Here is a 23,577-nt window from a genome sequence, read left to right on the forward strand (position 1 = left end):
GGTGCTCCGTGATCACTTTCGACAATGTGCAAAAGCAGTATCCCGACGGGACCGTGGCAGTCGACGGACTGTCCCTCGAAGTGCCCACCGGCACTCTCACTGTGCTGGTGGGCCCCTCCGGATGCGGTAAGACCACCTCGCTGCGCATGATCAACCGGATGGTGGATCCGACCGCCGGACGCGTCCTGGTCAACGGCGAGGACGTGCGATCCCAGGATCCGCAGACCCTGCGGCGCGGGATCGGGTACGTCATCCAGCACGCCGGATTGTTTCCGCATCGGACCGTCGTCGACAACGTCGCGACGGTGCCGCGCCTGATGGGGGCGTCACGGAAGCAGGCCCGGGCGACCGCCATGGAGGTCCTGCACCGCGTCGGACTCGGAGACGAGTTGGCGCGCCGTTACCCGGCCCAACTGTCCGGGGGCCAGCAGCAACGGGTCGGCGTGGCCCGCGCACTCGCCGCCGATCCGCCGATTCTCCTGATGGACGAGCCGTTTTCGGCGGTGGACCCGGTCGTCCGCAAGGAGTTGCAGCAAGAGTTACTGCGCCTGCAATCGGTACTCGCCAAAACCATCGTCCTTGTCACCCACGACATCGACGAAGCCATCACCCTCGGCGACCGGGTCGCCGTGTTGCGACCGGGTGGGGTGCTCGCCCAATATGCGACTCCCGAAGAGCTTCTCGGCGACCCGGCGGACGACTTCGTTGCCGGGTTCCTGGGCGTCGACCGCGGGGTTCGGTTGCTGTCGTTCTTTTCCACGGCCGGTCTGCCGCTGCACACAGACAGGATCACGTCCACCGGAGACATGCCGATTCGGGATGGCGACGGCCGGTGGATGCTCGTCGTCGACGACGGGAAACGACCGGTCGGCTGGCGCGATCCGCATGCCTCCGATTCCTCCGGCACCCTCGTGCCGGCGGGACGGGGATTCGTGCCGGGGAAGGACACTCTGCGCGCCGCGCTGGACGCTGCGGTGTTGTCGCCCTGCGGTTTCGCAGTTGCGGTCGACGAGGACGGGCGGGCGCTGGGCGTCGTGAGCAGTGAAGAGGTGGCCGCTGTCGTGCGCCGGGAACACCGGGAGCGCACCGACTCGCCGGTGCGGAAGCAGCTGTGAGTCTCCGGATCCCGGGTTACCTCGGCACGTTCTGGGAACTGCTGTCGGATCACCTGGTGATGGCCCTCGGTGCATCCTTCCTGGGCCTGGTGGTCGCGCTGCCCCTCGGTCTGGTGTGCGTGCGCTGGCCGCGGTCGTACCCACCGGTTCTGGCGATTTCGACGGTGCTGTACTCGATTCCGTCGCTCGCGTTCTTCGTCCTGCTCATCGCGTTCACCGGCATCAGCCGCACGACCGTGATCCTGCCGCTCGCCGTGTACGCCCTCGCGGGACTCATTCCGAATGTGGTCGACGGTCTACGCGGGATCCCCGACAGTGTGCGGCAATCCGCGATCGCGATGGGATTCTCGGGCCCCCGCAGGCTGCTCACTGTCGACCTGCCGATTGCGCTGCCGGCGGTCATCGCGGGCTTACGGGTCGCGGTCGTCGCCAACATCAGCATGGTGAGTGTCGGGGCACTGATCGGAATGGGAGCATTCGGGTCGCTCTTCACAGCCTCCGTGCAACTCGACCGGCTCGATCTCGCGCTGGTCGGGATCGCGGTGATCGTCGTGATGGCACTCGTCGCCGACGCGGTGCTGGTTCTCGTGCAATGGCTCGTCACCCCGTGGCTGCACCGCTCGGCAGGGGCGGCGCGGTGACGACGCTGTGGTACTACCTCGTCGACTATTTCGGTGACGGCGCGAACTGGTCGGGGCCGTCCGGGATTCCGGCCCGTCTCCTCGAACACTTCGGTTACACGTTCCTGGCGTTCGTCCTGACCGTCCTGCTCGCGCTGCCGCTGGGGTTGTGGACCGGCCACACCGGTCGCGGCGGAATCCTCATGACCCTCCTCGCCAATGCCGCCCGGGCACTTCCGACGTACGGGCTGCTCGTGCTGCTGGTCGTGCTCTACGGCATCGGGCTCGTCCCGATTCTGGTTCCGCTCGTCGCGCTCGCGGTGCCGCCCGTGCTGCTCAACTCCTATGAGGGGATTCGTGGCGTCGACCCCGCGCTCACGGATGCGGCGCGGGGAATGGGCATGACCCGGATGCAGGTGCTCCTCCGTGCGCAGTTACCGGTGGCGCTGCCGCTGATCCTCGTGGGCATGCGCACCGCAGCGGTCCAGATCGTCGCTACCGCGACCATCGCGGCATCGGTGAGTTTCGGTGGCGTCGGCAGGCCGATCGTGGACGGTCTTGCCCGGAGCGACTATGCACTCGTCGTGGGAGGCGCCGCCCTCGCGGCCGTGTGTTCTCTCGTCGTCCTCGGGGTTTTCGCGGTGTTGTACCGCGTGGTGGTCTCGGAGGGCGTGCGGGCTTCGACGGGGTGATTCGCGGGCCGTCGTCGCCGCTGCGGGGGCCGCCGGACGTGTCGGACGTCGGGTGCACACTTTCCGGACAGACACGAAAGACAGGAACGGGACATTCGCCCCGGCGCGTCGTCGAGGAGGCGCAGTTGCGATGTATACGAGCGGTGAAGCGCATTTCAGCTGGACGTCGCGGCGCGTGATGCTGCCGGAGGACGACAGGTACGGCCGTTCCGGTGTGGCGCCGGATACGTCGGGCGTGACACTGGACCGGGTGCTCATGGGGTCCCGCCTGATGGCCTGCCGCGATGTCGAACAGGAGAGGGAATATGTCGCGCTCGCCGTCGGTGCGGTGGACGGCGGCGACGACGTACCGGTCCGGGTTGTAGAAGAAGAGCGGCTACTGCTGCACGGACCCCGAAGCGGCTTCGGCCCGGAGATTCTGGTGGGCGCGGAGGACGACGACCTCGACGACCGAGAGGTGACGCGTCAACTGCTCGACGGTGGCCCTCTGCGCAGTTTGCTTGCCCGTACAGGTGCCCATTCGGTGGCTCTGACGTGTGCGAGCGCCCACTGCTGACCGGACCGGCACGGGCCGCGCCGGCGAGATCTCGTACCGCGCGGACCGATGTATCAGCTTTTCGCGTGACCTTTTCGTGATCTTCCATTACGGTTTATACAGCCCGCAGAGCGGGGACACTCACGTCGTGGTACGACGTGTCGTGTTGCTAGCTGCGGCGCCGGACTGAGGTACGCCCGTCGGGGGCAGTCCGGCGCCGCACTTTGCTACCGAACAGCCACCGTGACGATTCGGGCCGGCGCTAGGCGCGCCCTGCGATTCCACTTCCGTGATCTCCCTCGTCACCCCACGCGCGCAGCGCGGACACGGTGACGCGAAGCGAATCCTCGGAGGGTGCCGGGTTCACGGGCTCGGCCCCGCCCGAATCGGGCTTGACACGGCCCGCTACGGGAAACAGCGAAGAAAACAGCATGATCGACCTTCCGTCCGTGCCGTGGGTCCTCAAAGGGTGTACCACCGGCCCCCACAGTTTTGAACGCGACGTAGGTCACACTTCGCTGTTTTCCGCGTCCGACGCTCACGAACGCGGGGCAAAGACTCCTTCGGCGAGCCGAGCGGGCGCTTCGACCGCGAGGAGATGCCCGGCACCGGGAACCACCTGGAGGTCGACCGCCATATCGTCGGCGAGCTTTCGCAGGGACGACAGCTGGATCAGCGGATCCTGCTCGCCGACCACGATCTCGACCGCGCGGCCACGCCAGCGCTGAAGTACCGACCGTCCTATCCGAGGCAGACCGGTCAGTGAGGTGCAGTACGCACCGACACGGCACGACCAGCGCAAAGTCGGATCGTCGGGCTGGTAGCCGCTCCCGGCCAGGGCCTGCAGGTAACGCTGGGTGTTCTCGAGATTCGGCTCGTTCCGCCACTGCAAGCCGGGAATGAGCGCGCGATGCCACCTGGCGCGCGGCACCAGCCCGAGCGGCGCAGCAAGGACCAGCTTCTCCACTCGGTCCACGTCGGCTGCGGCTGCCGCAACAGATGCCGACCAGCCCAGGCCGATAACCGGCGCGCTCGCTATTTCGAGTGCGTCGAAGACCTCCATCAGCCAGCGGCCGTACGCCGCGTGAATCTCGGCCGCGGGCCGGGTACGGGCACTCCCGCCGGGCAGGCCGGGAAGATCGACGAGGATCGCCCGGCGCGAGTCGTCCAGCTGCTCCGCGAGGACACGCAGGCCGGCAGCCGGAAGGTCCCCGCCGGCCAGAACGACGATCGGCGGCGCGGTGGGGGCGCCGACACTCAGGACGAACGTCTCGCCCAGCGACGTGCGCGCGATATGTTCGTCGACCGGCCGCGACCAGTGCGACAGCATGCCTGCGCACGCGGAGTGGATGACGCTGTCGTCACCGGGGCAGCGGTACGGGGATCGGGTGAGCATCCGGGTCACCCGCCCAATCCGGCCGAGCCGGGCACGACGACATGTTCACAGGTGAACAGCATTGGCTGAATCTTCTCTCGTAGGCACGACATCTCTTCGCCGACCTTGCGGCACACCGGACGACACCGTAGCTCACTCCTCAGCGTCCACGCCACCATCGCCACCGACATTCTCTTCGGCGCGATCTCAGACGTCCCTCGAGTACCTCTGGTTCACTCCGAAGAGCCTGCGGATTCGTCGCGCAGCTCGTCGAGCGTGGTGAACACCCGAGGACGGTAGCCGTCGCCGGCGTCCGGATCGGACAACACTTCCTCGGGATCGACCAGCGCAACGTCGATTCCGTCGAGGTGCAGGCGCCGGATCACCTCGAGCAGCATCCTGCGGCCTACCGGGAGAACGGCGCGCACCAGCGTGAGATCGAACACGGCGCGCTGCGTCTCGACGGGTTCCTCGACAAGTGCCCGCACGACGCCTTCCGCGTTCGTGAAATGGATGTCGCCGTGGAGTTCGAGAAAGGTGAAAGCCTCACTGCCCTCACCTATGACGGCGCGGCGCCGCAGAACCGAGCGCGAGACGATCGGCGCCTCCATGAGGTGCAGATTCATATCGTGCGACAAACGTTCGAAGGCTTCGACGCCGCGAACGCTGGTGCCGTGCTCGTCCAGTCGCGGCGAGTACACCGCAATGCCCAACTGCCCCGGAAGGATTCCGATGATCCCGCCGGAGATACCGCTTTTCGCGGGGATACCGACGGTCGAAAGCCAGTCGCCGGCCGCGTCGTACATTCCGCAGGTCGCCATCACCGACAGCACCTGCCGGACGACGGACCGGGAAAAGATCCGCTCACCCGTCCGCGGCTGGACGCCTCCGCCCGCGAGCGTGGCGGCCATCATCGCGAGATCGGCTGTGGTGACCTTCACGGAGCATTGCCCGACGTATCCGGCGACGATGTCGTCCGGATCGTCCGGGAAGATCTCGTAGTTGCGCAAAAGGTTCGCGATTGCGACATTTCGGAAGGATGCACCCAGTTCGGACGCCGAGATGCCCTCGTCGACCTCGAGCTCGCGCCCCGCAAGGGACGACAGCAGATCGCGGATCGCACGAATGCGGTATTCGGGTGTCTTGTTCTCGCCCACCAGTGCGTGAGCGGTGAGCGCCCCCGCGTTGATCATGGGGTTGAGCGGACGTCCGGTATCTCGTTGAAGCGAGATTTCGTTGAACGCCTCACCCGACGGTTCGACACCGATCGCGTCCAGTACCCGCTCGAAGCCACGCTCTTCGAGCGCGAGGCCGTACACGAAGGGCTTGGAGATCGACTGGATGCTGAACTCGGTGTCGTCGTCGCCTACCGAATACGTCACGCCCTCCGCGGTGACCAGAGAAATCGCGAAGCGGTCGGGGTCCGCGTTTTTCAGCTCGGGGATGTGATCGGACGTCGCGCCCTTTCCCTCGGAACATACGGAGAGAACTTCGGTCAGGTAGTCCGGCAGAGGTGAACGCATCCGTCCATCGTCGCGCATGCTCGCCGATTCGATCGTCCGCCCCCGCTCCCGTGTCACGAAGGTTGCCCGCGTGGCGACGGCCGCCCACGAACGCAGCCGGCCCGAAAAAAAATCCACCGTGTTGTCGATCGATGACCAGCCTGTTCGACGTATAGGTTGAGAGATCGACACGCGGTCTCCGAGTCGAAGGAGAATCCCATGAAATACATGCTCGTGATGCGCGCCACCGACGCCGCCCTCGAAGCCTCGAAGAACATCGATTTCGAGGAGATCCTCAACGCCATGGGCCGGTACAACGAGTCTCTGATCAAGGCGGGCGTCCTCCTCGCAGGTGACGGACTGTCGGACCCGGAGGAAGGCTTCGTCGTCGATTTCGACTCCGATCCGCCCCTCGTCACCGACGGCCCCTACGGGGAGACCAAGGAACTGTTCAACGGGTTCTGGATCATCCAGACGTCGAGCAAGGAAGAGGCCGCCGAGTGGGCGAAACGGTGCCCGCTCGGACCCGGTTCCAAGCTCGAGGTTCGCCGGGTGACCGAATCCGACGAATTCGACCAGAACAACGAGTACGTCCAAAAGGAAGCCGGATGGCGAGAGCAGCTGGGCGCCGACAAGCCGGTGGTCGGCTGATCGCGATGACCGACACGGTGCCACACGGACCCGACACCGCCCGGCGCGTTGTCGAGGCCGTGTGGCGCATGGACTCGGCCAAGATCGTTGCGGCGCTGACACGCACCGTCCGTGACCTCGACCTCGCGGAGGACCTCGCCGGGCAGGCACTGGTCGAGGCGCTCGAGCAGTGGCCGGACACCGGGGTACCCCGCAATCCGGCGGCATGGCTGACGGCCGTGGCCACCAGGCGCGCTATCGACGGGTGGCGGCGCCGCGACCGGCTCGACGAGCGTTATGCCACACTGGCACGCGAGTTGAGGGACGACGCGGCGGGGTTCGACACCGACGCCTGGGACCCCGACCGCATCGACGACGACGTGCTGCGGTTGATGTTCGTCGCATGCCATCCGGTCCTGAACCGGAATGCGCAAGTAGCGCTGACCCTGCGGGTGGTCGGCGGACTCACGTCCGACGAGATCGCGAAAGCGTTCCTCACTCGCACCACCGCTGTGCAGCAACGGATAGTCCGGGCCAAGAAGACCCTCACCGCCGCGCGGGTGCCGTTCGAAGTTCCGGCGCGAGAGGAGTTTCCGGAACGACTCGGTGCAGTTCTCGGAGTCGTCTACCTGATCTTCAACGAAGGCTACGCTGCCAGTTCGGGTGAGGAATGGATCCGGAAGGATCTGGGCGACGAGGCCTTGCGGCTGGGCCGCGTCCTCGCCGAGCTTCTTCCCGGCGAACCCGAGGTGCACGGACTCGTCGCACTGATGGAACTCACCGCGTCGAGGTTCGCCGCCCGCACGACACCATCCGGTGAGCCGGTGTTGCTCGCCGACCAGGACCGCACCCGCTGGGATCGCGCCCAGATCAACCGCGGTCTCGCCGCACTCGCGAGAGCCGATGCGATAGGGCGCGGCCGGGGACCGTACGGCCTTCAAGCGGCGATAGCCGAATGCCATTCCCGCGCACCTACCTTCGAGGACACGGACTGGGATCGCATCGTCCTGCTCTACGACATTCTCGCTCGGGTGGCTCCCTCACCGGTCGTCGATCTCAACCGTGCGGCAGCGTTGTCCATGGCGCGCGGTCCGGCCGCCGCGCTCGAAGATATCGACCGGCTCGTCGCATCCGGCGCGCTGGCCGGGTACCACCTGCTGCCCAGCGTGCGGGGTGAACTGCTACGCCGCCTCGGCCGCGCGGTGGAGGCTCGCGGCGAATTGCTCGAGGCAGCACGTCTCACAGGCAACGAACGGGAACGCTCCGTGCTCCTCGCCAAGGCGGAAGAAGTCCGCGAGTCGTTCGGCCTGTGAGAGTTCAGCCCTGCAGATCGAGCGCCGCGAGCGTTTCGAGTTGCTCGACGTAGTGCTCGGCCGAGGTCGCGGCGATCGTCACCCCTGCCACGGTGGCACCCGCCTCGCCGATCCGTCTCAGCCGGTCCCTGGTGCGGGACGGGTCGCCCAGCGGGTCGACGGGCCGGCCGGTCCCCAGCACGACGTCGAACTCGGCCGGAAGTTCTGCGCGCGACAGCATTTCGGAGAGGGTGTCGAGGTCGAGTCCGAAGGGAACCCAGCCGTCGCCGAGTTCGACCGCGCGTCGCAACGACCGGGGTGTGCGGCCTCCGACCCATACGGGCACCTCGGTACGGAGACCGTGCGGATCCACCACCATGCCGGAGAACTCGAAGTGCGGTCCGGCGTAGGAAGGCCGCTCGCGTCCCCAGGCTGCGCGCACGGCGCGGAGCGCGTCGTCGGCGATCTCCCCGCGACCCGCGAACTGCGCACCGAGGAGAGCGAATTCCTCTGCGAGGCTGCCGACTCCCACACCCAGGACCAGGCGTCCGCCGCTGACCCGGTCGAGGGTCCCGTAGCGCTTCGCGATCTCGAGGGGGTGGTGGTACCCGAGCACGAGTACCTGTGTGACCAGCCGGATGCTCCGCGTCCGCGCCGCGAGGAATCCCAAGGTGGCCAGCGGGTCCCAGTACGTGGCACCGCGTTGCGCAGCAACATCTACCGGTACGGCGACGTGTTCGCTGCACGTCAGGTGGTCGAATCCGAGGCGATCGGCGGCTTCGGCGATCGCGACGAGGTCCTCGACGCCCGCGTCGGCCTCCCAGTCCCCGGCGACTCCGGGCACCCGGGTCACGATCGGGCTCGTGATACCGAGACGCAGAGTCATCGGAGGCGTCCGGCGGCCGCCATCCGCGGTCCGCGTCCTTCGATGCGGTCAGGTGTCATACCGGCCACGCTAACCGAACGCCACGTCCCGGCAACAGCGTGTCCCGGTCAACGGTTGCACCGCCCCGAACTCGCACAGCGGGGCAGGTCAAGGCTCGAACCGGTAGCCCCGACCGGACTCGGTGATCAGATGCCGCGGACGAGTGGGGTCCCTTTCGAGCTTGCGCCGCAGTTGCGTCAGATAGACACGCAGATAATGGTTTTGGCCGACATAAGAGGGCCCCCACAGTTCGGTGAGAAGCTCACGCTGCCCCACGAGCTTTCCGCGATTGCGCACCAGCATTTCGAGCATGCCCCATTCGGTGGGGGTCAGATGGATGTCGGCACCGTCTCGGACGACCTTCTTCGCCGCGAGATCGACGGTGAACGCATCGGTCACGACCACCGGTTCGGGCAGGTCGGGCAACGTCGCGGCGCGCCGGACAGCGGCGCGGATGCGGGCGAGGAACTCCTCCATTCCGAACGGCTTGGTGACATAGTCGTCGGCACCGGTATCGAGAGCGGCCACCTTGTCGGCGGCATCTGTCCGCGCCGAAAGCACGATGACGGGTGCGGTATTCCAGCCGCGAAGGCCCGCCAGCACTTCGATGCCGTCCAGATCCGGCAATCCCAGATCGAGGACGATCACGTCCGGATGATGCCGGGACGCCGCGAGCAGGGCGGTGCGTCCGTCGGTGGCGGTGATCACGTCGTATCCCCGTGCCGTCAGATTGATGCGCAAGGCACGCAGCAGTTGGGGCTCGTCGTCGACCACGAGGATGCGGGTCATCGCTGGTCCTCGTGTGGCGCGGCGAGTTCGACCATCATCGTGGTGCCGCCTCCCGGAGTGTCGGCCGCGGTGACGGTCCCACCCATCGCCTCGACGAGACCGCGGGCGACCGTCAGCCCCAGTCCCGCGCCGCCGGCCGCCCGCTGGTCGCCGGACCGCGGAAACGTGGAGAAGACGTCGTCGTGTTCGCTGTCGGCGAGCCCCGGCCCGCTGTCGGCGATCGTCACCGTCACCCGGTCGTTCCCGCAGGTGGCGCCGACGCGGATGGGGCCGGTCGGTGCGTAGCGCAACGCGTTGTCGAGGAGGTTCGCCAGGGCCCGTTCGAGCAGCGCGGAGTCTGCCTGCACCTGCGCGTCGTCCACGTCCACTTCGACGCGCTCACGTATCGAGCGGGCGGTGTCGGGGCCACTGCTCGTGAGGGTGACCAGTGCTCGATGGACCACCTCGTCCAGGTACACCGGCTCGGACGCGGGCACCACCACCCCGGCGGCGAGCCGGGAGGAGTCCAGCAGGTTCGTGACCAGGCGCGTGAGCTGGTCGGCCGACTCCTCGATGGTCGCGAGCAGTTCCGCGGTGTCGTCGGGTGAGAATGCAACATCGGTGCTGCGCAGACTCGACACCGCTGCCTTGACCGCCGCGAGCGGAGTGCGCAGGTCGTGGCTGACCGCGGACAGCAGCAGTCGGCGCAAGCGGTCGGTTTCGGTGAGTGTCGCCGCCTGCGCAGCTTCCGCGGCGAGTTCTTCCTGCCGCACCAGGCCGGCGGCTTGCGCCGTCACAGCGGTGAGGATCCTGCGGTCGCGTGCGCGTAGCCGTGGGCCGGACAGCAGCAGTGCGTACGGCTTGTCGTCGATGCGGCAGACGGTGTCGGCCTCGTCGATCGACAGCGGGGGCGCTGCTCCCGCGGATCCGAGCACGTCCCAGTCGTCCTCGTCGCCGCGTACGAAGCCGACCCCGTGCTGCGCGTAGGTTTCCCGGACCTTCTCGAGCAGCGTCGGCACACCGGCGCCACGCAGGACGGCACCGGCGAAGGATGCGAGGAGTTCTGCCTCCTGGGACGCGAGGCGTGCTTCCCGGGTGCGCGCGGCGGCCGCATCCACGAGTGCCGCCACCGCGACGGCGACAACGAGCAACACGCCGGTGGTGACGAAGTTCCCCGGATCCGCGAGAAGAAGACTGTGACGCGGGTCGGTGAAGAAGAAATTCAGCAGGAGACCGGACAGCAGCGCCGCGACGATCGCCGGGCCGATGCCGCCGAACAGCGCGACTGCCAGGACCACGACGAAGAACAGGATGTTCTGGTCGGTGAATCCGGTGACCCGGTCGACGACCACCATCAGGCCTGCGGCGGCGAGGGGGATGGACAGCGCCGCGACCCACGAGAGGAGCCGACGGTCGTGCCGGCCGGCCAGTGCCAGTCCCGGTGCCGACGAAATGTGCTCGTGGGTGACCATGTGCACGTCGATCTTTCCGGAATCCCGGACCACTGCGGCGCCGATGCCCTCGTCGAGAATGCGCGCCCACCTCGGCCGGCGGGAGGTCCCGAGTACCAGCTGGGTCGCGTTCACCTCGCGGGCGAAGTCGAGCAGGGCGCTCGGGACGTCGTCGCCGACGATGCTGTGCAGGCTCGCATCGAGGCTCGCGGCGAGTTCACGAACCTGTCCCATCCGGGGCGCGGACACACCGGTCAGGCCGTCGCCCCGCACGACGTGCACGACCATCAGTGCGGCACTGGATTTCGCTGCGATGCGGCTGGCGCGGCGCACGAGGGTTTCGGATTCCGGACCACCGGTGACGGCCACGACGACCCGCTCGCGCGCCTCCCACGTGGCGGTGATCGCGTGTTCACCCCGGTACTTCGCCAGGGCGAGGTCGACCTGGTCGGCGAGCCACAACAGTGCCAGCTCCCGCAACGCGGTGAGGTTGCCTTCGCGGAAGTAGTTGTGCAGCGCGGCATCGACTTTCTCCGGCGCGTAGACATTTCCGTGTGCGAGCCGGCGCTGCAGTGCCTGTGGCGTGATGTCGACGAGTTCGATCTGGTCGGCTCGGCGGACGATGTCGTCCGGCACGGTTTCACGCTGCACCACGCCGGTGATCTGCTCGACGACGTCGTTGAGGGACTCGAGATGCTGGATGTTGACGGTGGAGAGCACGTCGATTCCCGCGTCGAGCAGTTCCTCGACATCCTTCCAGCGCTTGGTGTGCCGGCTACCGGGCACGTTGGTGTGGGCGAGTTCGTCGACGAGCGCGACGGCGGGCCGGCGCGCGAGCACGGCGTCGAGATCGAGTTCTTCGAACTCGGTGTCGCGGTAGGTGATCTGCCGAGGTGGAACGATCTCGAGGCCCGCCAGTTTCTCGGCGGTGCACGCACGTCCGTGCGTGTCGACGATCGCTACCACCACGTCGCCACCGCGCGCGAGACGCCGTTGCGCTTCACCGAGCATCGCGTAGGTCTTGCCGGCACCGGGAGCCGCGCCGAGGTAGATCCGCAGCATTCCCCGGCGCGATACGGCGGGGAATGCTGCGTGGTCCGAACCTGTCATCTCGCCATCATCCACCCGAGGTGTCACCGGCACAGTCCGGGGCGGTGGAGCCCAGCGCGACGTTGAGACCGGGAACATCGACGCGCTCGGCGCCGAGGAACCCGAGTTGACGCCCCTCCGTGTGCTCGGCGACAAGGCGCCGGACGTCACCGTCGGGAACGCCGAGCGCGGCGGCGACCCGCGGTACCTGGATCGCGGCGTACGCGGCTGAGATGTGCGGGTCGAGGCCCGAACCCGAACCCGTGACCGCGTCGACCGGGACGTCCTCGGGAGCAACACCCTCGCGGAGGGCGATCGCGGCGCGTCGTTCCTCCACGAACCGCGCCAGCACCTCGCTGCTGGGTCCCTGGTTCGACGGCAGAGCCGCAGCCGGATCACCGGGAGCGTACGGATCGTCGTCCGCGACCGACCCGACGACGCGCAGGTGGAAGTAGGGATCGGGTTCCCCGGCAGCCACCTGCGGATCGACTCCGACGAGTTCGCTGCCGACAATGCACCCGGCCGAATCCGCCAATGGTGATCCTTCCGCGGCGTGGGTGTCGATCCGGCTCACCGCCCACACCGCTGCCGGGTACGCGAAGCCGACGACGGCGGTGAGTGCGACCAGCACGATGGCACCCGCCTTCAGTTGCCGCACGAAGCCGAGCACGAAATTTCCTTGACTCATGACATTCACCCGATTCCCGGAACGAGACGCACGACGAGGTCGATCAGCCAGATGCCCACGAAGGGTGTCACTACGCCGCCGACGCCGTAGACCAGCAAGTTTCGCCCCAAGAGCGACGATGCGGCGGCGGGGCGGTACCGCACACCTTTGAGTGCGAGCGGGATGAGCGCGACGATGACGAGCGCGTTGAAGATCACCGCCGAGAGGATCGCGGACTGCGGCGTCGCGAGCCCCATGATGTTCAGCGCAGCCAACTGCGGATAGATGCCGCTGAACAGCGCCGGCAGGATGGCGAAGTACTTCGCAAGGTCGTTGGCCAGCGAGAACGTCGTCAGAGCGCCACGCGTGATGAGCAGTTGCTTGCCGATCTCGACGATGTCGATCAGTTTGGTGGGATCGGAGTCGAGGTCGACCATGTTCCCCGCTTCCTTGGCGGCGGAGGTGCCGGTGTTCATCGCCACCCCCACGTCGGCCTGGGCAAGCGCGGGAGCATCGTTGGTGCCGTCGCCCGTCATCGCGACGAGGCGGCCCCCTTCCTGTTCGGAGCGAATCAGCGCGAGCTTGTCCTCCGGCGTCGCTTCGGCGAGGAAGTCGTCGACGCCCGCTTCTGCCGCAATGGATTTCGCCGTCAGCGGATTGTCGCCGGTGACCATCACGGTGCGGATACCCATCGCGCGGAGCTGTGAGAACCGTTGCGCCATACCGGGTTTGACCACGTCGGAGAGTTCGACGACACCCAGCACCGACGCGCTGGTGCCCGACACGCGCGCAACGACGAGGGGAGTTCCGCCCCTGCGGGCGATGTCCGTCACGAGATCGGTGACTGCGACAGGCACTGTCGTCCCGAACTGTGCGGTCCAGCGGCCGACCGCGTCGGCGGCGCCCTTGCGGATACGCACCGCCGTGCCGTCCGCCTCGGTGAGGTCGAGTCCGCTCATCCTGGTGTGCGCGCTGAACGGCACGAATTCCGCGTGGGCGCCGACCCCGGTGGGTCCGGGATCGAGACGGTACTGCTCGGCGCACAGTTCGACGATGCTGCGGCCCTCCGGTGTTGTATCGGCAAGACTCGACAGTCGCGCGGCGCCGGCCACCTCGGCCTCCGTCACTCCGGGTGCGGGGTGCAGTGCGGTCGCGCGGCGGTTGCCGAAGGTGATCGTCCCGGTCTTGTCCAGGAGCAGGGTGTCGATGTCTCCTGCGGCCTCGACGGCGCGCCCGGACATCGCCAGCACGTTGCGCTGCACGAGACGGTCCATCCCTGCGATACCGATAGCCGACAGCAGCGCACCGATGGTGGTGGGGATCAGGCAGACCAGCAATGCGATCAACTCGACCGGGCCCTGCTCGGCACCGGCGTAGGCACTCATGGGACCGATGGCCAGGACGGCGAACAGGAACACGATCGTCAGTGCCGCGAGGAGGATGTTGAGCGCGATCTCGTTCGGGGTCTTCCGCCGAGATGCACCTTCCACGAGCGCGATCATGCGGTCCACGAACGTGTGGCCCGCGGGAGCGGTGATCCGCACGACGATACGGTCGGACAACACGGTAGTGCCTCCGGTGACCGCGCAGCGATCCCCACCCGACTCGCGGATGACCGGCGCGGACTCGCCGGTGATTGCGGACTCGTCGACTGTCGCGATTCCTTCGATGACGTCGCCGTCACCGGGGATCGTCTCACCGGCCTCCACGACGACGAGATCTCCGACCTTCAACTCGGTGGCCGGAACGGACTCTTCCGAGCCAGACGGCAGCAGGCGACGAGAGACGGTGTCCTGCTTCGCCTTCCGGAGGCTCGCCGCTTGGGCTTTGCCCCGCCCCTCGGCAACCGATTCGGCCAGGTTCGCGAACAACACCGTGAACCACAACCACAGTGCGATCAGCCAGGAGAAGACGGTGGGCTCCACGATCGCCGCACCGGTCGCGATCGCCGAACCGACCAGGACGACGAACATCACCGGGTTGCGTGCCATGTGCCGGGGATCGAGTTTGCGCACTGCACCCGGCAGGGATTCGATCAGTTGCCGGGGCGAGAACAGACCGCCGGCGATGCGGGGGGCGGGCGCGGTTACGTCGTCCTCCCGAGGGCGTCGAAGTTCGATGGTCACCGAGACATCTCCAGGGTGTAAGTCGTGATGGAGCAGAATGAACGGAACGTCGAAGTCATTGCAGGGCCTCGGCAATCGGCCCCAGCGCCAGCGCGGGGAAGAACGTGAGTGCCGCGACGAGGACCACCGTGCCGGTGAGCAGACCCACGAATGCGACGCCGGTGGTGGGAAGCGTTCCGGCGCCCGCGGGGATCCGGCGTTGCGCCGCGAACGACCCGGCCAGAGCGAGCACGAACAGGATGGGGAGGAATCGCCCGAAGAGCATGCACATCCCGAGCGAGGCCTGGAACCAGTCACCGGTCACGGTGAGACCGCCGAAGGCGCTGCCGTTGTTGTTCGCTGCCGATGCGTAGGCGTACAACACTTCTCCGAATCCATGAATAGCCCCGGGTGTACCGGGTTCGCCGGAGTTACCCAGGAATCCGGTGGTGGACGACAGGATCACGGCGACGGCCGTGCCGGTCAGCACCAGTGCGGGCATCACCAGCACCGTCAGAGCGGCGAGGGTGATTTCGCGCCTGCGAAGTTTCTTGCCCAGGAACTCCGGCGTGCGGCCCACGAGCAGACCACCTACGAACACGGCGATCACGGCAAGCACCAGAATCCCGTAGAGGCCACTGCCCACCCCGCCGGGAGCGATCTCACCGAACAGCATGTTCAGCAGCACGGTGCCGCCGCCGAGAGGCGACATGCTGTCGTGTGCCGAATTCACTGCGCCGGTGCTGGTACCGGTCGTCGACACGGCGAACAGCACGGATCCGGGGATACCGAACCGGACCTCTTTGCCTTCCATCATTGCGCCGGCGGTCGTGGCAGCAGCCCCGCGAGTACCGGACTCGGCAGCGGAAGCCAACGCGAGCATCGCCCCGAACAACAGCGCCATCACTCCCAGGACCGTCAATCCCTGACGCCTGTTCCCGACCAGGGTGCCGAACGTGCGGGTGAGCGCCACCGGAATCAGCAGGATCGCGATGATCTGGACGATATTGCTGACCGGAGTGGGGTTTTCGAACGGATGGGCCGAGTTTGCCGCCAGCACGCCGCCGCCGTTGGTGCCCAGGAGTTTGATCGCTTCCTGCGATGCGACGGGCGCGAGGGCAGTGGTGAATCCGTTGCCGTCCACACCGACCGCGTCGAACCCGGAGCGATAGGACTGGATGACGCCCTGGGTGAGCAGGATCAAAGCGATGACGAACGCGAGCGGCATCAGAATGCGGAGTGTGCCCCGGGTGAGATCGACCCAGAAGTTTCCGATTTCGCCACCCTGTGCGGCTCGCAGGATGCCGCGGATGAGAGCGATCGCGACGGCCATGCCTACCGCGGCCGACACGAAGTTCTGCACGGCGAGCCCGACCGACTGGGTCACGTGGCTCATCGTGGTTTCCGGAACGTAGGACTGCCAGTTGGTGTTGGTGACGAACGAGATCGCAGTGTTGAACGCGACCGCGGGGCTGACGCCGGACAGTCCGTGATCGAGCGGAAGAAAACCCTGGACGCGCTGCAGCAGGTACAAGCCCAGAACGCTCGCCAGCGAGAACCCGAGCACGCTGCCCGCGTACCCGTACCAGGTCTGCTCGGCGCGCGGATCGATCCGGCCCAGCCGGTAGATCAGCGACTCCACCCTCCCGTCTCCCGAACGGAGATCGGGATCGGTGGTGTAGACCCGCGCCATGTAGTCACCGAGCGGAACGTATGCCAGTGCAAGAACAGCCACGACGAGGGCGAGTTGCAGCGCCGCAGCAATAGCAGGATTCATCGGACGGTCAGAACCTCTCGGGGTCGAGCAGCGCGGCGAGCAGATAGATCACCAGTGCCGCGGCGATCAGGACGAGCACGACGCTCGTCGCTCCGGCCCAGGTCATCGGTTCTCACCGTCCGACCGCAGAGCGCGCAGCACCAGCGCGCACGTAACGAATCCCGCGAGGATCAGCACCACATACGCGGTGTCTGCCATGTCGTCTTCCCTTGTCGTCGGCGCAGTGAGCGCCGGTCGGCGCCCGAAATGCCACGCTGGCACTCCTCCGGGCCGGCGACGTGGATCCATGCGGAATCCTGACGCCCCGAGGTACCGTTCCTAACGTTTTCCTTACGGCGCACAGCCCCGACGGTCGACTACTGGCTGGTGGGCACGCCGGCCACCCACGGAAGGGGACGAGCGTGTCCGAGGCAGAGGGAGGGCCACCGAAGAACTGGTTCGATCGGGGCGGCGAGGCGTACGCACGGTTCCGTCCCGAGTACCCCGCCGGCCTCGCGAGGTTCTTGGCGTCCCTTGCTCCGTCGTATGGGCTCGCGGTCGATGCCGGTTGCGGAAACGGCCAGCTGACAACACAGCTCGCCCCGTACTTCGATACGGTCGTCGGGTCGGACCCCAGCGTCGATCAACTTCGCAATGCTCGTGCGGCCGAAGGGATTCGGTATGTCGTCGCCGCCGCCGAGAACATGCCGATCCTCGACCGGAGCACCGCGTTGATCACGGCAGCGCAGGCGGCACACTGGTTCGATCGGCGTGCGTTCTATTCCGAGGTGCGCCGGATCGCGGCCGATCAGGCGGTGCTCGCGCTCGTCAGTTACGGCGTGATGCAGTTCGGGCCGGACCTCGACGCGCGATTCCAGGACTTCTACCGGTTCGAGATCGGACCGTACTGGCCTCCGGAACGGCGACTCGTCGACAACGGATACGCCGATATCGAATTTCCGTTCACGGAGGTCCCGGCACCGCCGATGGAGATCCACCAAGAGTGGACCGTGGACGACACACTCGGCTATATCTCGACGTGGTCTGCCGTACGTGCCGTCGAAGCCGCCCAGCAGACGCCGATGCTCCACTCCTTCGCGGCGGACCTGCGCAGCCTCTGGGGTGAGCCGACCCGGAGACGGCGGATCACCTGGCCGGTGACCGTGCGACTCGGGGTGCTGTGATCACTGCGAAAGAGGTGCTTCACCCACCGGATCCGGCTTCGGCGCGACGATCTGGATGAGATTGCCGCAGGTGTCGTCGAAGACCGCGACGACTACCGTGCCGATATCGGTCGGCGGCTGCGTGAAGACCACGCCTTGTGCGGTCAGCCTCGCAAACTCGGCGTCGACATCGTCGACAGTGAACTGCGCCAAGGGAATTCCGTCCTCCACCAGTGCATCCCGGTAGGGCTTCACGGCGGGGTGATGCGACGGCTCGAGCAGCAGTTCGGGACCGTCCGGAGCATCGGGAGAGACGACGGTGAGCCACCAGTCGTCACCGAGAGGAATCTCGTGGCGTTTCGTGAATCCCAGCACTTCGGTATAGAACTCGAGGGCTGCCTGCTGGTCGTCGACGTACACGCTCGTCATGTCGAGTCTCATGGTTCTCTTCCTTCGCCGATGGGCCATCGCCTGGTGATCTCGGTGAGTGGCTCCGAATTGAAGTAGTGGAACTTGGACCTGCCCCGTCGCTCGGTGACGACCAGCCCGGCCGACTCCAGAACGCCGAGGTGCTGCGAAATCGCCTGGCGTGTAAGGCCGAGCCCGTGCTCCATCGTGAGACGGGAACAGATTTCGAACAGTGTCTTGCCGTCGCTCGCCGCCAATTCGTCGAGAATGATGCGCCTCGTCTCGTCGTCGAGCGCACGATAGACGGTGACCACCTCCCCACTATAGGCAAGTCAGCGCTTGCCTATCAATACTTTCCGGCGCAGAATCCACGGTGGGACGACGACGCCCCCGAGCGAAAGGTCCGACATGCCTCGCACAGCCACTGCCGACAAGGTCGAGCGCGACGAACTTCTCGAGTTTCTCCGTCCACGCCACCGAGGGGTCCTCACGACGTTCCGTGCGGACGGGAGTCCCCAGATGTCGCCCGTCACCTGCGGCCTCGATGCCGAGGGGAACATCGTCGTCTCCACCTATCCGCAACGAGCCAAGTCCCACAATGTCCGGCGGGACCCCCGCGTGTCGGTGTGTGTGCTGTCGGACGACTGGGACGGACCGTATGTGCAGGTCGATGGACATGCCGAAGTCCTGGACATGCCCGACGCACTGGACGGACTGGTCGAGTACTACCGGAGCATCGCGGGGGAACACCCGGACTGGAACGAATACCGCGAGGCCATGGCCCGCCAGAACAAGTCGCTGATCCGCATCCGCATCGAGCGCTGGGGACCGGTAGCCACCGGAGGGTTTCCGCCGTCGTGACCTCTTCGAACCGTCCCGGACGCGGTCAGGGGGCTTCGGCAGCGTCCGGCTCACGCGTCGTCGACGCGGGGGCGAGCCACTGTGATCGCGTCCGGGGCACACCGCTCGCTCCGTCGTCTGCGGGACGCACGGCGAGCACCTGGTGGATGGTGAGCCTGCCGGGTTCCTCGAATCCGAGAGCGCTGGCCACGAGATACAGCAGCCATGTGCGCGCTCGTTCGGCACCGACGGAGGCGACAGCATCGTCCCACGATTCCTGCAGGTGGCGCACCCATTCCCGGAGCGTGAGCGCATAGTGCTCGCGCAATGCCTCGCTGTCGCGCACTTCGAGACCGACCTGCTCGAACGCGTCCACGGTGCGGCTCAGCGGCAGGATCTCGCCATCGGGAAAGATGTAGTTCTGGATCAGGCCCGGCTTGTCGTTACCGCCGGGATCTCGGGTGCTGACCGCGGCGATGGCGTGGTTCAGCAGCCGACCCTGTGGCCGCAACAGTCCGTGCAGTGTGGCGGCGTAGGTGGGCAGCGCGGCATCCCCGACGTGCTCCGACATCCCGATGCTCGAGATCGCGTCGAACGGCCCGTCGTCGACATCGCGGTAATCCTGGACACGGAACTCGAGCCGATCCGACAGGCCCGCCTCCGCTGCGGCTTTCCGTGCCCACGCCGCCTGTTCGCGGCTCAGCGTCACGCCGACCACGTCGACGCCGTAGTGGCGCGCAGCGTGGATCGCCATCGACCCCCACCCACAGCCCACATCGAGCAGTCGCATCCCCGGCCGTAAGCCGAGTTTGCGGCACACCAGGTCGAGCTTGGCGCGCTGCGCGGCGTCCAGACCGTCGGCCGTCTCGTCCCAGTACGCGCACGAATACACCATGCTCGGACCGAGAAAAATCCGGTAGAACGCGTTGCCGACGTCGTAATGGTGCGACACCGACGACGCGTCGCGGGCGCGACTGTGCTTGATGCCGCGCCGGCGCGGTACCTCGACCGCGGGCGGTCGCGGCCGCAGCCCGACGCCGCCGAGACGGGCCAACTCCCAGACACCGCCGAGTGCCCGGCGGGCGTCCCGGATATCGAACGCCCCGACCCGGTTCACAAGACCGGGCAGTGACAACAGCGCGTACACGTCGCCGTCGATCTCGAGGTCGCCGGCGATATACGCGCGCACCAGTCCCAGTTCGCCCGGCGACCACAACACTCTGCGGATCGCGCGGCGGTTGCGGAACACCACCGTCGCGGGCGAGTCCGGCCCACTGACGGAACCGTCCCAGCATCGAACCCGCACGGGCACTGGGATACCCAGGATCTTTTCGAATGCGTCTCGTACCCGGACGGCTGCGGACCGCGTGGTGTCGGCGTTCATCGCTCGACGGTAAACGACACGAGGTCGGGCGTCTCCCGATCCGGAAAGTCGGCGGAACGTGCTTACGGTTCGTGTGCCGCAGTTCCCAGTTGTCCTAGCCTGCTCACGATCCGTGCGATATCGACGGGAAGCCGAGCACCGCCGACGAGGCTGTCCACCGACGTGTCCGCGAGGAAAATCGGAGTCACGTCTCGGTCATAAAGCACGTCGACGACGTTGGCGAAACGCTGGGCAGGTTCCCTCCCGACGGTGCGAAGATCCGGCACACCGTCGATCACCCAATCGGAGTGGTGCGCCGCGAGCGCGAGATAGTCGACCGGGGCGGTGGTGGTTCCGCAGAGTTCGCCGAAATCGAACCAGAGAGAATGCCCCGTGGCCCGGCGGACATGCACAGGGTGGCCCGCCGGGGTGAGGATTCGCCGCTCGTCTGGGTGTGGTGAGCGGAGCCCGAGACGAGCACGTTGTTCGGCCGTTCCCGGCGAGACCCACCATCCGGCGGCGAACCCCGCCTCGTGCCGGGATGTGGTGCGGTAGTCGAGGGCACCGTCGATCTCGACTACCGCCAGGGAACTCTCGATCAATTCGATCGTGGGGAGGAAGTCGTCGTGGAACAGCGGGTTGGGAAGCAAGGACCGGGGCGCGTAATTCGAGGTCAGCACTACCCGGATGCGCCGGTCGAGAAGCGCGGGCATCAACCGGGCGATGAACTTTCCGTCCGCCGGGTCGTGAACGTGGAATTCGTCGAAGCACAGTAGGTCCACGTCGTGCAGCAGTTCGTCCAAGGCGGCCGAAAGGTTGCTGCGGTGTCGCCGGATGGCGAGGTGCAGATCGCGGAAGAACTCGTGGAAGTGGATGCGCTTCTTCCGGTCGGTCGGTACTGCGGCGAAATAGGTTGCCATCAGCCAACTCTTGCCCCTGCCCACGGGACCCCAGAGATACACGTTCCGGTCGGAGTCCGCGAGGACGTCGGCCGCACGCTGTTGTGCGGCGTCGAGAGCGAAGCCCAATTCTTGTGCAGTCGTGTCGAACACCGACATGGTCACCCCGAGCGCACGACGAGGCGGCGGTGTTCCGAATCTCCTGCGCACGGTCGAACCCTAACGCCCGCGGGCGACGGCGAGACCGAGATTTCACTCACGCTCGCCCCGGGTGGCCCACGGGAACGAGTCGGGTTATCGTCCGTCCGCGGCCGTGAGCAACCGGGCGGTGAGTTCGTCGACGCGCGCGGCGATGTCGTCGCGGACCAGACGCATACGCTCGATCCCGTCGATACCGCGCTCCGACGGTTCGTCGGTGTTCCAGTTCTCCACGACGACGGTGGCGGGCGCATCGACGCGGGCTTCACTGCCCAGAGTGACGACCAGGTCCACCTCGCTCAGGAGATGCGGATCGATCGGCTTGGGATATTCGCCGTCGGTCGGTGCGCCGACCTCGTCGAGTACCTGCACCGACAAGGCGTTGAGGGACGATCCGGGCGCTGTGCCGGCCGAATGGACGGTCACGCGGTCGCCGGCGAACTTGCGCATGAGCGCTGCGGCCATCTGGGACTTTCCGCCGTTCTTGACACACACGAACAGCACCGAAGCAGTGGACAAGATGGTAGGTCCTTTCGGGCGATGCCCATTTGCGCGTTGTATCGATGAACGTCAATATAGACATATGTCGAATCAGTTGTCGAGCGTGGTCGCGCCTTGCTGCCCGCCGATCGGACGTGAGCCGTTGTCCTCCGAGCGAGCCGCCGACCTGGGCCGGATGTTCAGAGCGCTCGGTGATCCGGTGCGCTTGCGAATGCTCAGCATGGTCGCGAGCCACGAGGGTGGCGAGGCATGCGTGTGCGACATCAGTCCCGCTTTCGACCTGGCGCAGCCCACCATTTCCCACCACCTCAAGGTGTTGCGCGAAGCCGGGTTGCTGGACTGTGAGCGTCGCGGCACCTGGGTGTACTACCGAGTGGTCCCCGCCGCTCTCGAAGAACTGTCCGCAGTGCTGGCGATCGAATCCGGAGCGCTGCCCGCCTCGTCCTGCTCGCCGAACGACCCACTCCAGGAGACACTCTCGTGACCGCCACCACCGGACGTCCGCCGGTCGTCGGCAAGATGTCGACCCTCGACCGGTTCCTGCCCGTCTGGATCGGCATCGCCATGGTCGCCGGTCTCCTGCTGGGCCGCATGATCCCCGGACTCGGGGACGCATTGAGCGTCATCGAGATCGACGGCATCTCCTTGCCGATCGCACTGGGTCTGCTGATCATGATGTATCCGGTGCTGGCGAAGGTCCGCTACGACCGCCTCGACACGGTCATCGGCGACCGCACCTTGCTGATCTCGTCGCTGGTGCTCAACTGGGTGCTCGGCCCCGCCCTGATGTTCGCGCTTGCGTGGTTGCTGCTCCCGGACCTGCCGGAGTACCGCACGGGCTTGATCATCGTCGGACTGGCACGGTGCATCGCGATGGTGATCATCTGGAACGACCTCGCGTGTGGTGATCGCGAGGCTGCTGCCGTGCTGGTCGCGATCAATTCCGTCTTCCAGGTCGTCATGTTCGCCGTGCTCGGCTGGTTCTACCTCTCGGTGCTGCCCGGCTGGCTCGGGCTCGAGCAGACCACGCTCGATGTGTCGCCGTGGCAGATTGCCGGATCGGTATTGATCTTCCTCGGCATCCCCCTGGTCGCCGGTTTCCTGACGCGGCACTTCGGCGAGAAGGCCAAGGGCCGGGAGTGGTACGAGACCCGATTCATTCCGAAGATCGGCCCGTGGGCGCTGTACGGTTTGCTGTTCACGATCGTCATTCTCTTTGCGCTCCAAGGCGACCGGATCACGTCGCAGCCCTGGGATGTCGCGCGGATCGCATTGCCGTTGCTGGCGTACTTCGCTCTCATGTGGGGCGGTGGTTACCTGTTCGGTGCCGCCGTGGGCCTCGGGTACGAGCGGACGACGACGCTCGCATTCACCGCCGCCGGTAACAACTTCGAGCTGGCGATTGCTGTGGCGATCGCGACGTTCGGCGTCACGTCGGGACAGGCACTGGCCGGAGTGGTTGGCCCGTTGATCGAGGTGCCGGTACTCGTTGCGCTCGTGTACGTCTCGCTCGCGCTGCGAAAGCGATTCGTGCGAGTCCCCGCCTCCACCGCATCCTGAATCACGCCGGACACCGGCAGCCCCCGTCCTCCCGGACACACCCCCGGGCGGCTGTCTCTTATACCCAACACCGCGCCCACGAGACCTCTCTACATCGCGTATGCCGTCGTGGGCGTGGAAAAA

General features: G+C 66.7%; 24 protein-coding genes. 10 read left to right on the forward strand and 14 right to left on the reverse strand.

The annotated features are described in order from the left end of the window. Nucleotides 1-8: 8 nt before the first annotated feature. The 4 genes from TVH25_RS07510 to TVH25_RS07525 all read left to right on the forward strand — a co-directional run bounded on the left by TVH25_RS07510 (nt 9) and on the right by TVH25_RS07525 (nt 2,983). Entirely contained in the window at nt 9-1,115 is a 1,107-nt protein-coding gene (locus tag TVH25_RS07510) for an ABC transporter ATP-binding protein (protein ID WP_169620999.1), read from the forward strand. Further along, nucleotides 1,112-1,756, forward strand: coding sequence for an ABC transporter permease (locus tag TVH25_RS07515; RefSeq protein WP_422423729.1), 645 nt, complete (start codon nt 1,112-1,114; stop codon nt 1,754-1,756). Before TVH25_RS07510 ends, TVH25_RS07515 begins: the two co-directional genes overlap by 4 nt. Next, nucleotides 1,723-2,427 (forward strand): ABC transporter permease, encoded by a 705-nt coding sequence (locus tag TVH25_RS07520; RefSeq protein ID WP_422423730.1) that lies wholly within the window; start codon nt 1,723-1,725, stop codon nt 2,425-2,427. The genes TVH25_RS07515 and TVH25_RS07520 overlap by 34 nt, the downstream gene beginning before the upstream one ends. 130 nt (nt 2,428-2,557) lie before the next feature. After that, entirely contained in the window at nt 2,558-2,983 is a 426-nt protein-coding gene (locus TVH25_RS07525; protein ID WP_169620996.1) for a hypothetical protein, read from the forward strand. 517 nt (nt 2,984-3,500) lie between these two features. Here TVH25_RS07525 and TVH25_RS07530 read toward each other — a convergent pair. Both TVH25_RS07530 and TVH25_RS07535 read right to left on the reverse strand, forming a co-directional pair. Further along, complete coding sequence (locus TVH25_RS07530; RefSeq protein WP_296550335.1) at nt 3,501-4,358, reverse strand: alpha/beta fold hydrolase; 858 nt, start codon at nt 4,356-4,358, stop codon at nt 3,501-3,503. A gap of 212 nt (nt 4,359-4,570) precedes the next feature. Further along, entirely contained in the window at nt 4,571-5,860 is a 1,290-nt protein-coding gene (locus tag TVH25_RS07535; RefSeq protein ID WP_169620994.1) for a glutaminase, read from the reverse strand. A 198-nt stretch (nt 5,861-6,058) separates the two neighbouring features. Here TVH25_RS07535 and TVH25_RS07540 point away from each other — a divergent pair, with 198 nt between their 5' ends. Together TVH25_RS07540 and TVH25_RS07545 are read left to right on the forward strand one after the other, a co-directional pair. Continuing rightward, complete coding sequence (locus TVH25_RS07540) at nt 6,059-6,490, forward strand: YciI family protein (protein ID WP_169620993.1); 432 nt, start codon at nt 6,059-6,061, stop codon at nt 6,488-6,490. A gap of 5 nt (nt 6,491-6,495) precedes the next feature. Next, the gene (locus tag TVH25_RS07545) at nt 6,496-7,782 is read left to right on the forward strand and encodes an RNA polymerase sigma factor (RefSeq protein ID WP_422423734.1); all 1,287 of its coding nucleotides are present in this window, start codon (nt 6,496-6,498) and stop codon (nt 7,780-7,782) included. A gap of 4 nt (nt 7,783-7,786) precedes the next feature. Here TVH25_RS07545 and TVH25_RS07550 read toward each other — a convergent pair whose 3' ends face one another. The 7 genes from TVH25_RS07550 to kdpF form a co-directional block, all read right to left on the reverse strand. After that, on the reverse strand, nt 7,787-8,641 hold the full coding sequence (locus TVH25_RS07550; RefSeq protein ID WP_169621086.1) for an LLM class F420-dependent oxidoreductase: 855 nt from the start codon (nt 8,639-8,641) through the stop codon (nt 7,787-7,789). A gap of 153 nt (nt 8,642-8,794) precedes the next feature. After that, nucleotides 8,795-9,475, reverse strand: a complete 681-nt coding sequence (locus tag TVH25_RS07555) for a response regulator (RefSeq protein WP_169620992.1) — start codon at nt 9,473-9,475, stop codon at nt 8,795-8,797. Next, entirely contained in the window at nt 9,472-12,015 is a 2,544-nt protein-coding gene (locus TVH25_RS07560) for a sensor histidine kinase (RefSeq protein WP_169652807.1), read from the reverse strand. The genes TVH25_RS07555 and TVH25_RS07560 overlap by 4 nt, the downstream gene beginning before the upstream one ends. Nucleotides 12,016-12,022: 7 nt before the next feature. Continuing rightward, entirely contained in the window at nt 12,023-12,682 is a 660-nt protein-coding gene (locus tag TVH25_RS07565) for a potassium-transporting ATPase subunit C (protein ID WP_296550334.1), read from the reverse strand. Between the two features lie 5 nt (nt 12,683-12,687). Beyond that, a complete protein-coding gene (gene kdpB, locus TVH25_RS07570; RefSeq protein ID WP_422423735.1) occupies nt 12,688-14,781 on the reverse strand; it encodes a potassium-transporting ATPase subunit KdpB in 2,094 nt (697 codons plus the stop codon). Nucleotides 14,782-14,842: 61 nt separating this feature from the next. Continuing rightward, nucleotides 14,843-16,543, reverse strand: a complete 1,701-nt coding sequence (kdpA, locus tag TVH25_RS07575) for a potassium-transporting ATPase subunit KdpA (RefSeq protein ID WP_422423731.1) — start codon at nt 16,541-16,543, stop codon at nt 14,843-14,845. A gap of 7 nt (nt 16,544-16,550) precedes the next feature. Then, a complete protein-coding gene (gene kdpF, locus TVH25_RS07580) occupies nt 16,551-16,649 on the reverse strand; it encodes a K(+)-transporting ATPase subunit F (RefSeq protein WP_169620987.1) in 99 nt (32 codons plus the stop codon). Nucleotides 16,650-16,944: 295 nt separating this feature from the next. Between kdpF and TVH25_RS07585 the strand changes: the two genes are divergently transcribed. Then, the gene (locus TVH25_RS07585) at nt 16,945-17,706 is read left to right on the forward strand and encodes a class I SAM-dependent methyltransferase (protein WP_422423732.1); all 762 of its coding nucleotides are present in this window, start codon (nt 16,945-16,947) and stop codon (nt 17,704-17,706) included. Here TVH25_RS07585 and TVH25_RS07590 read toward each other — a convergent pair whose 3' ends face one another. Both TVH25_RS07590 and TVH25_RS07595 read right to left on the reverse strand, forming a co-directional pair. After that, a complete protein-coding gene (locus TVH25_RS07590; RefSeq protein WP_296550330.1) occupies nt 17,707-18,126 on the reverse strand; it encodes a VOC family protein in 420 nt (139 codons plus the stop codon). Then, nucleotides 18,123-18,407, reverse strand: coding sequence for an ArsR/SmtB family transcription factor (locus TVH25_RS07595; RefSeq protein ID WP_169620984.1), 285 nt, complete (start codon nt 18,405-18,407; stop codon nt 18,123-18,125). The genes TVH25_RS07590 and TVH25_RS07595 overlap by 4 nt, the downstream gene beginning before the upstream one ends. 94 nt (nt 18,408-18,501) lie before the next feature. Here TVH25_RS07595 and TVH25_RS07600 point away from each other — a divergent pair, with 94 nt between their 5' ends. After that, a complete protein-coding gene (locus TVH25_RS07600; RefSeq protein WP_169652803.1) occupies nt 18,502-18,954 on the forward strand; it encodes a PPOX class F420-dependent oxidoreductase in 453 nt (150 codons plus the stop codon). Nucleotides 18,955-18,979: 25 nt separating this feature from the next. Here TVH25_RS07600 and TVH25_RS07605 read toward each other — a convergent pair whose 3' ends face one another. From TVH25_RS07605 to TVH25_RS07615, 3 genes are all read right to left on the reverse strand, one after another. Then, nucleotides 18,980-20,317, reverse strand: a complete 1,338-nt coding sequence (locus TVH25_RS07605) for a class I SAM-dependent methyltransferase (protein WP_422423733.1) — start codon at nt 20,315-20,317, stop codon at nt 18,980-18,982. Between the two features lie 62 nt (nt 20,318-20,379). Then, entirely contained in the window at nt 20,380-21,405 is a 1,026-nt protein-coding gene (zapE, locus tag TVH25_RS07610; RefSeq protein WP_346765103.1) for a cell division protein ZapE, read from the reverse strand. Between the two features lie 84 nt (nt 21,406-21,489). Further along, nucleotides 21,490-21,912 (reverse strand): low molecular weight phosphatase family protein, encoded by a 423-nt coding sequence (locus tag TVH25_RS07615; protein ID WP_169620981.1) that lies wholly within the window; start codon nt 21,910-21,912, stop codon nt 21,490-21,492. Between the two features lie 64 nt (nt 21,913-21,976). Here TVH25_RS07615 and TVH25_RS07620 point away from each other — a divergent pair, with 64 nt between their 5' ends. After that, nucleotides 21,977-22,378 (forward strand): ArsR/SmtB family transcription factor, encoded by a 402-nt coding sequence (locus TVH25_RS07620; RefSeq protein ID WP_169620980.1) that lies wholly within the window; start codon nt 21,977-21,979, stop codon nt 22,376-22,378. A gap of 35 nt (nt 22,379-22,413) precedes the next feature. Further along, nucleotides 22,414-23,454, forward strand: coding sequence for an ACR3 family arsenite efflux transporter (gene arsB / locus TVH25_RS07625; protein ID WP_169621084.1), 1,041 nt, complete (start codon nt 22,414-22,416; stop codon nt 23,452-23,454). Nucleotides 23,455-23,577: the final 123 nt, after the last annotated feature.

The organism is Rhodococcus sp. 7Tela_A2, assembly GCF_049311045.1.
Classification (GTDB): domain Bacteria; phylum Actinomycetota; class Actinomycetes; order Mycobacteriales; family Mycobacteriaceae; genus Rhodococcus.

What these genes read in the sequence shown, in the direction of transcription:
- TVH25_RS07545 (WP_422423734.1), top strand. Translation starts at nt 6,496, where the DNA reads ATGACCGACACGGTGCCACACGGACCCGACACCGCCCGGCGCGTTGTC.
- TVH25_RS07540 (WP_169620993.1), top strand. Translation starts at nt 6,059, where the DNA reads ATGAAATACATGCTCGTGATGCGCGCCACCGACGCCGCCCTCGAAGCC.
- TVH25_RS07600 (WP_169652803.1), top strand. Translation starts at nt 18,502, where the DNA reads ATGCCTCGCACAGCCACTGCCGACAAGGTCGAGCGCGACGAACTTCTC.
- TVH25_RS07565 (WP_296550334.1), bottom strand. Translation starts at nt 12,682, where the DNA reads ATGAGTCAAGGAAATTTCGTGCTCGGCTTCGTGCGGCAACTGAAGGCG.
- TVH25_RS07530 (WP_296550335.1), bottom strand. Translation starts at nt 4,358, where the DNA reads ATGCTCACCCGATCCCCGTACCGCTGCCCCGGTGACGACAGCGTCATC.
- kdpF (WP_169620987.1), bottom strand. Translation starts at nt 16,649, where the DNA reads ATGACCTGGGCCGGAGCGACGAGCGTCGTGCTCGTCCTGATCGCCGCG.
- TVH25_RS07535 (WP_169620994.1), bottom strand. Translation starts at nt 5,860, where the DNA reads ATGCGTTCACCTCTGCCGGACTACCTGACCGAAGTTCTCTCCGTATGT.
- TVH25_RS07620 (WP_169620980.1), top strand. Translation starts at nt 21,977, where the DNA reads ATGTCGAATCAGTTGTCGAGCGTGGTCGCGCCTTGCTGCCCGCCGATC.
- arsB (WP_169621084.1), top strand. Translation starts at nt 22,414, where the DNA reads ATGTCGACCCTCGACCGGTTCCTGCCCGTCTGGATCGGCATCGCCATG.
- TVH25_RS07590 (WP_296550330.1), bottom strand. Translation starts at nt 18,126, where the DNA reads ATGAGACTCGACATGACGAGCGTGTACGTCGACGACCAGCAGGCAGCC.
- TVH25_RS07555 (WP_169620992.1), bottom strand. Translation starts at nt 9,475, where the DNA reads ATGACCCGCATCCTCGTGGTCGACGACGAGCCCCAACTGCTGCGTGCC.
- TVH25_RS07605 (WP_422423733.1), bottom strand. Translation starts at nt 20,317, where the DNA reads ATGAACGCCGACACCACGCGGTCCGCAGCCGTCCGGGTACGAGACGCA.
- TVH25_RS07525 (WP_169620996.1), top strand. Translation starts at nt 2,558, where the DNA reads ATGTATACGAGCGGTGAAGCGCATTTCAGCTGGACGTCGCGGCGCGTG.
- kdpA (WP_422423731.1), bottom strand. Translation starts at nt 16,543, where the DNA reads ATGAATCCTGCTATTGCTGCGGCGCTGCAACTCGCCCTCGTCGTGGCT.
- TVH25_RS07560 (WP_169652807.1), bottom strand. Translation starts at nt 12,015, where the DNA reads ATGACAGGTTCGGACCACGCAGCATTCCCCGCCGTATCGCGCCGGGGA.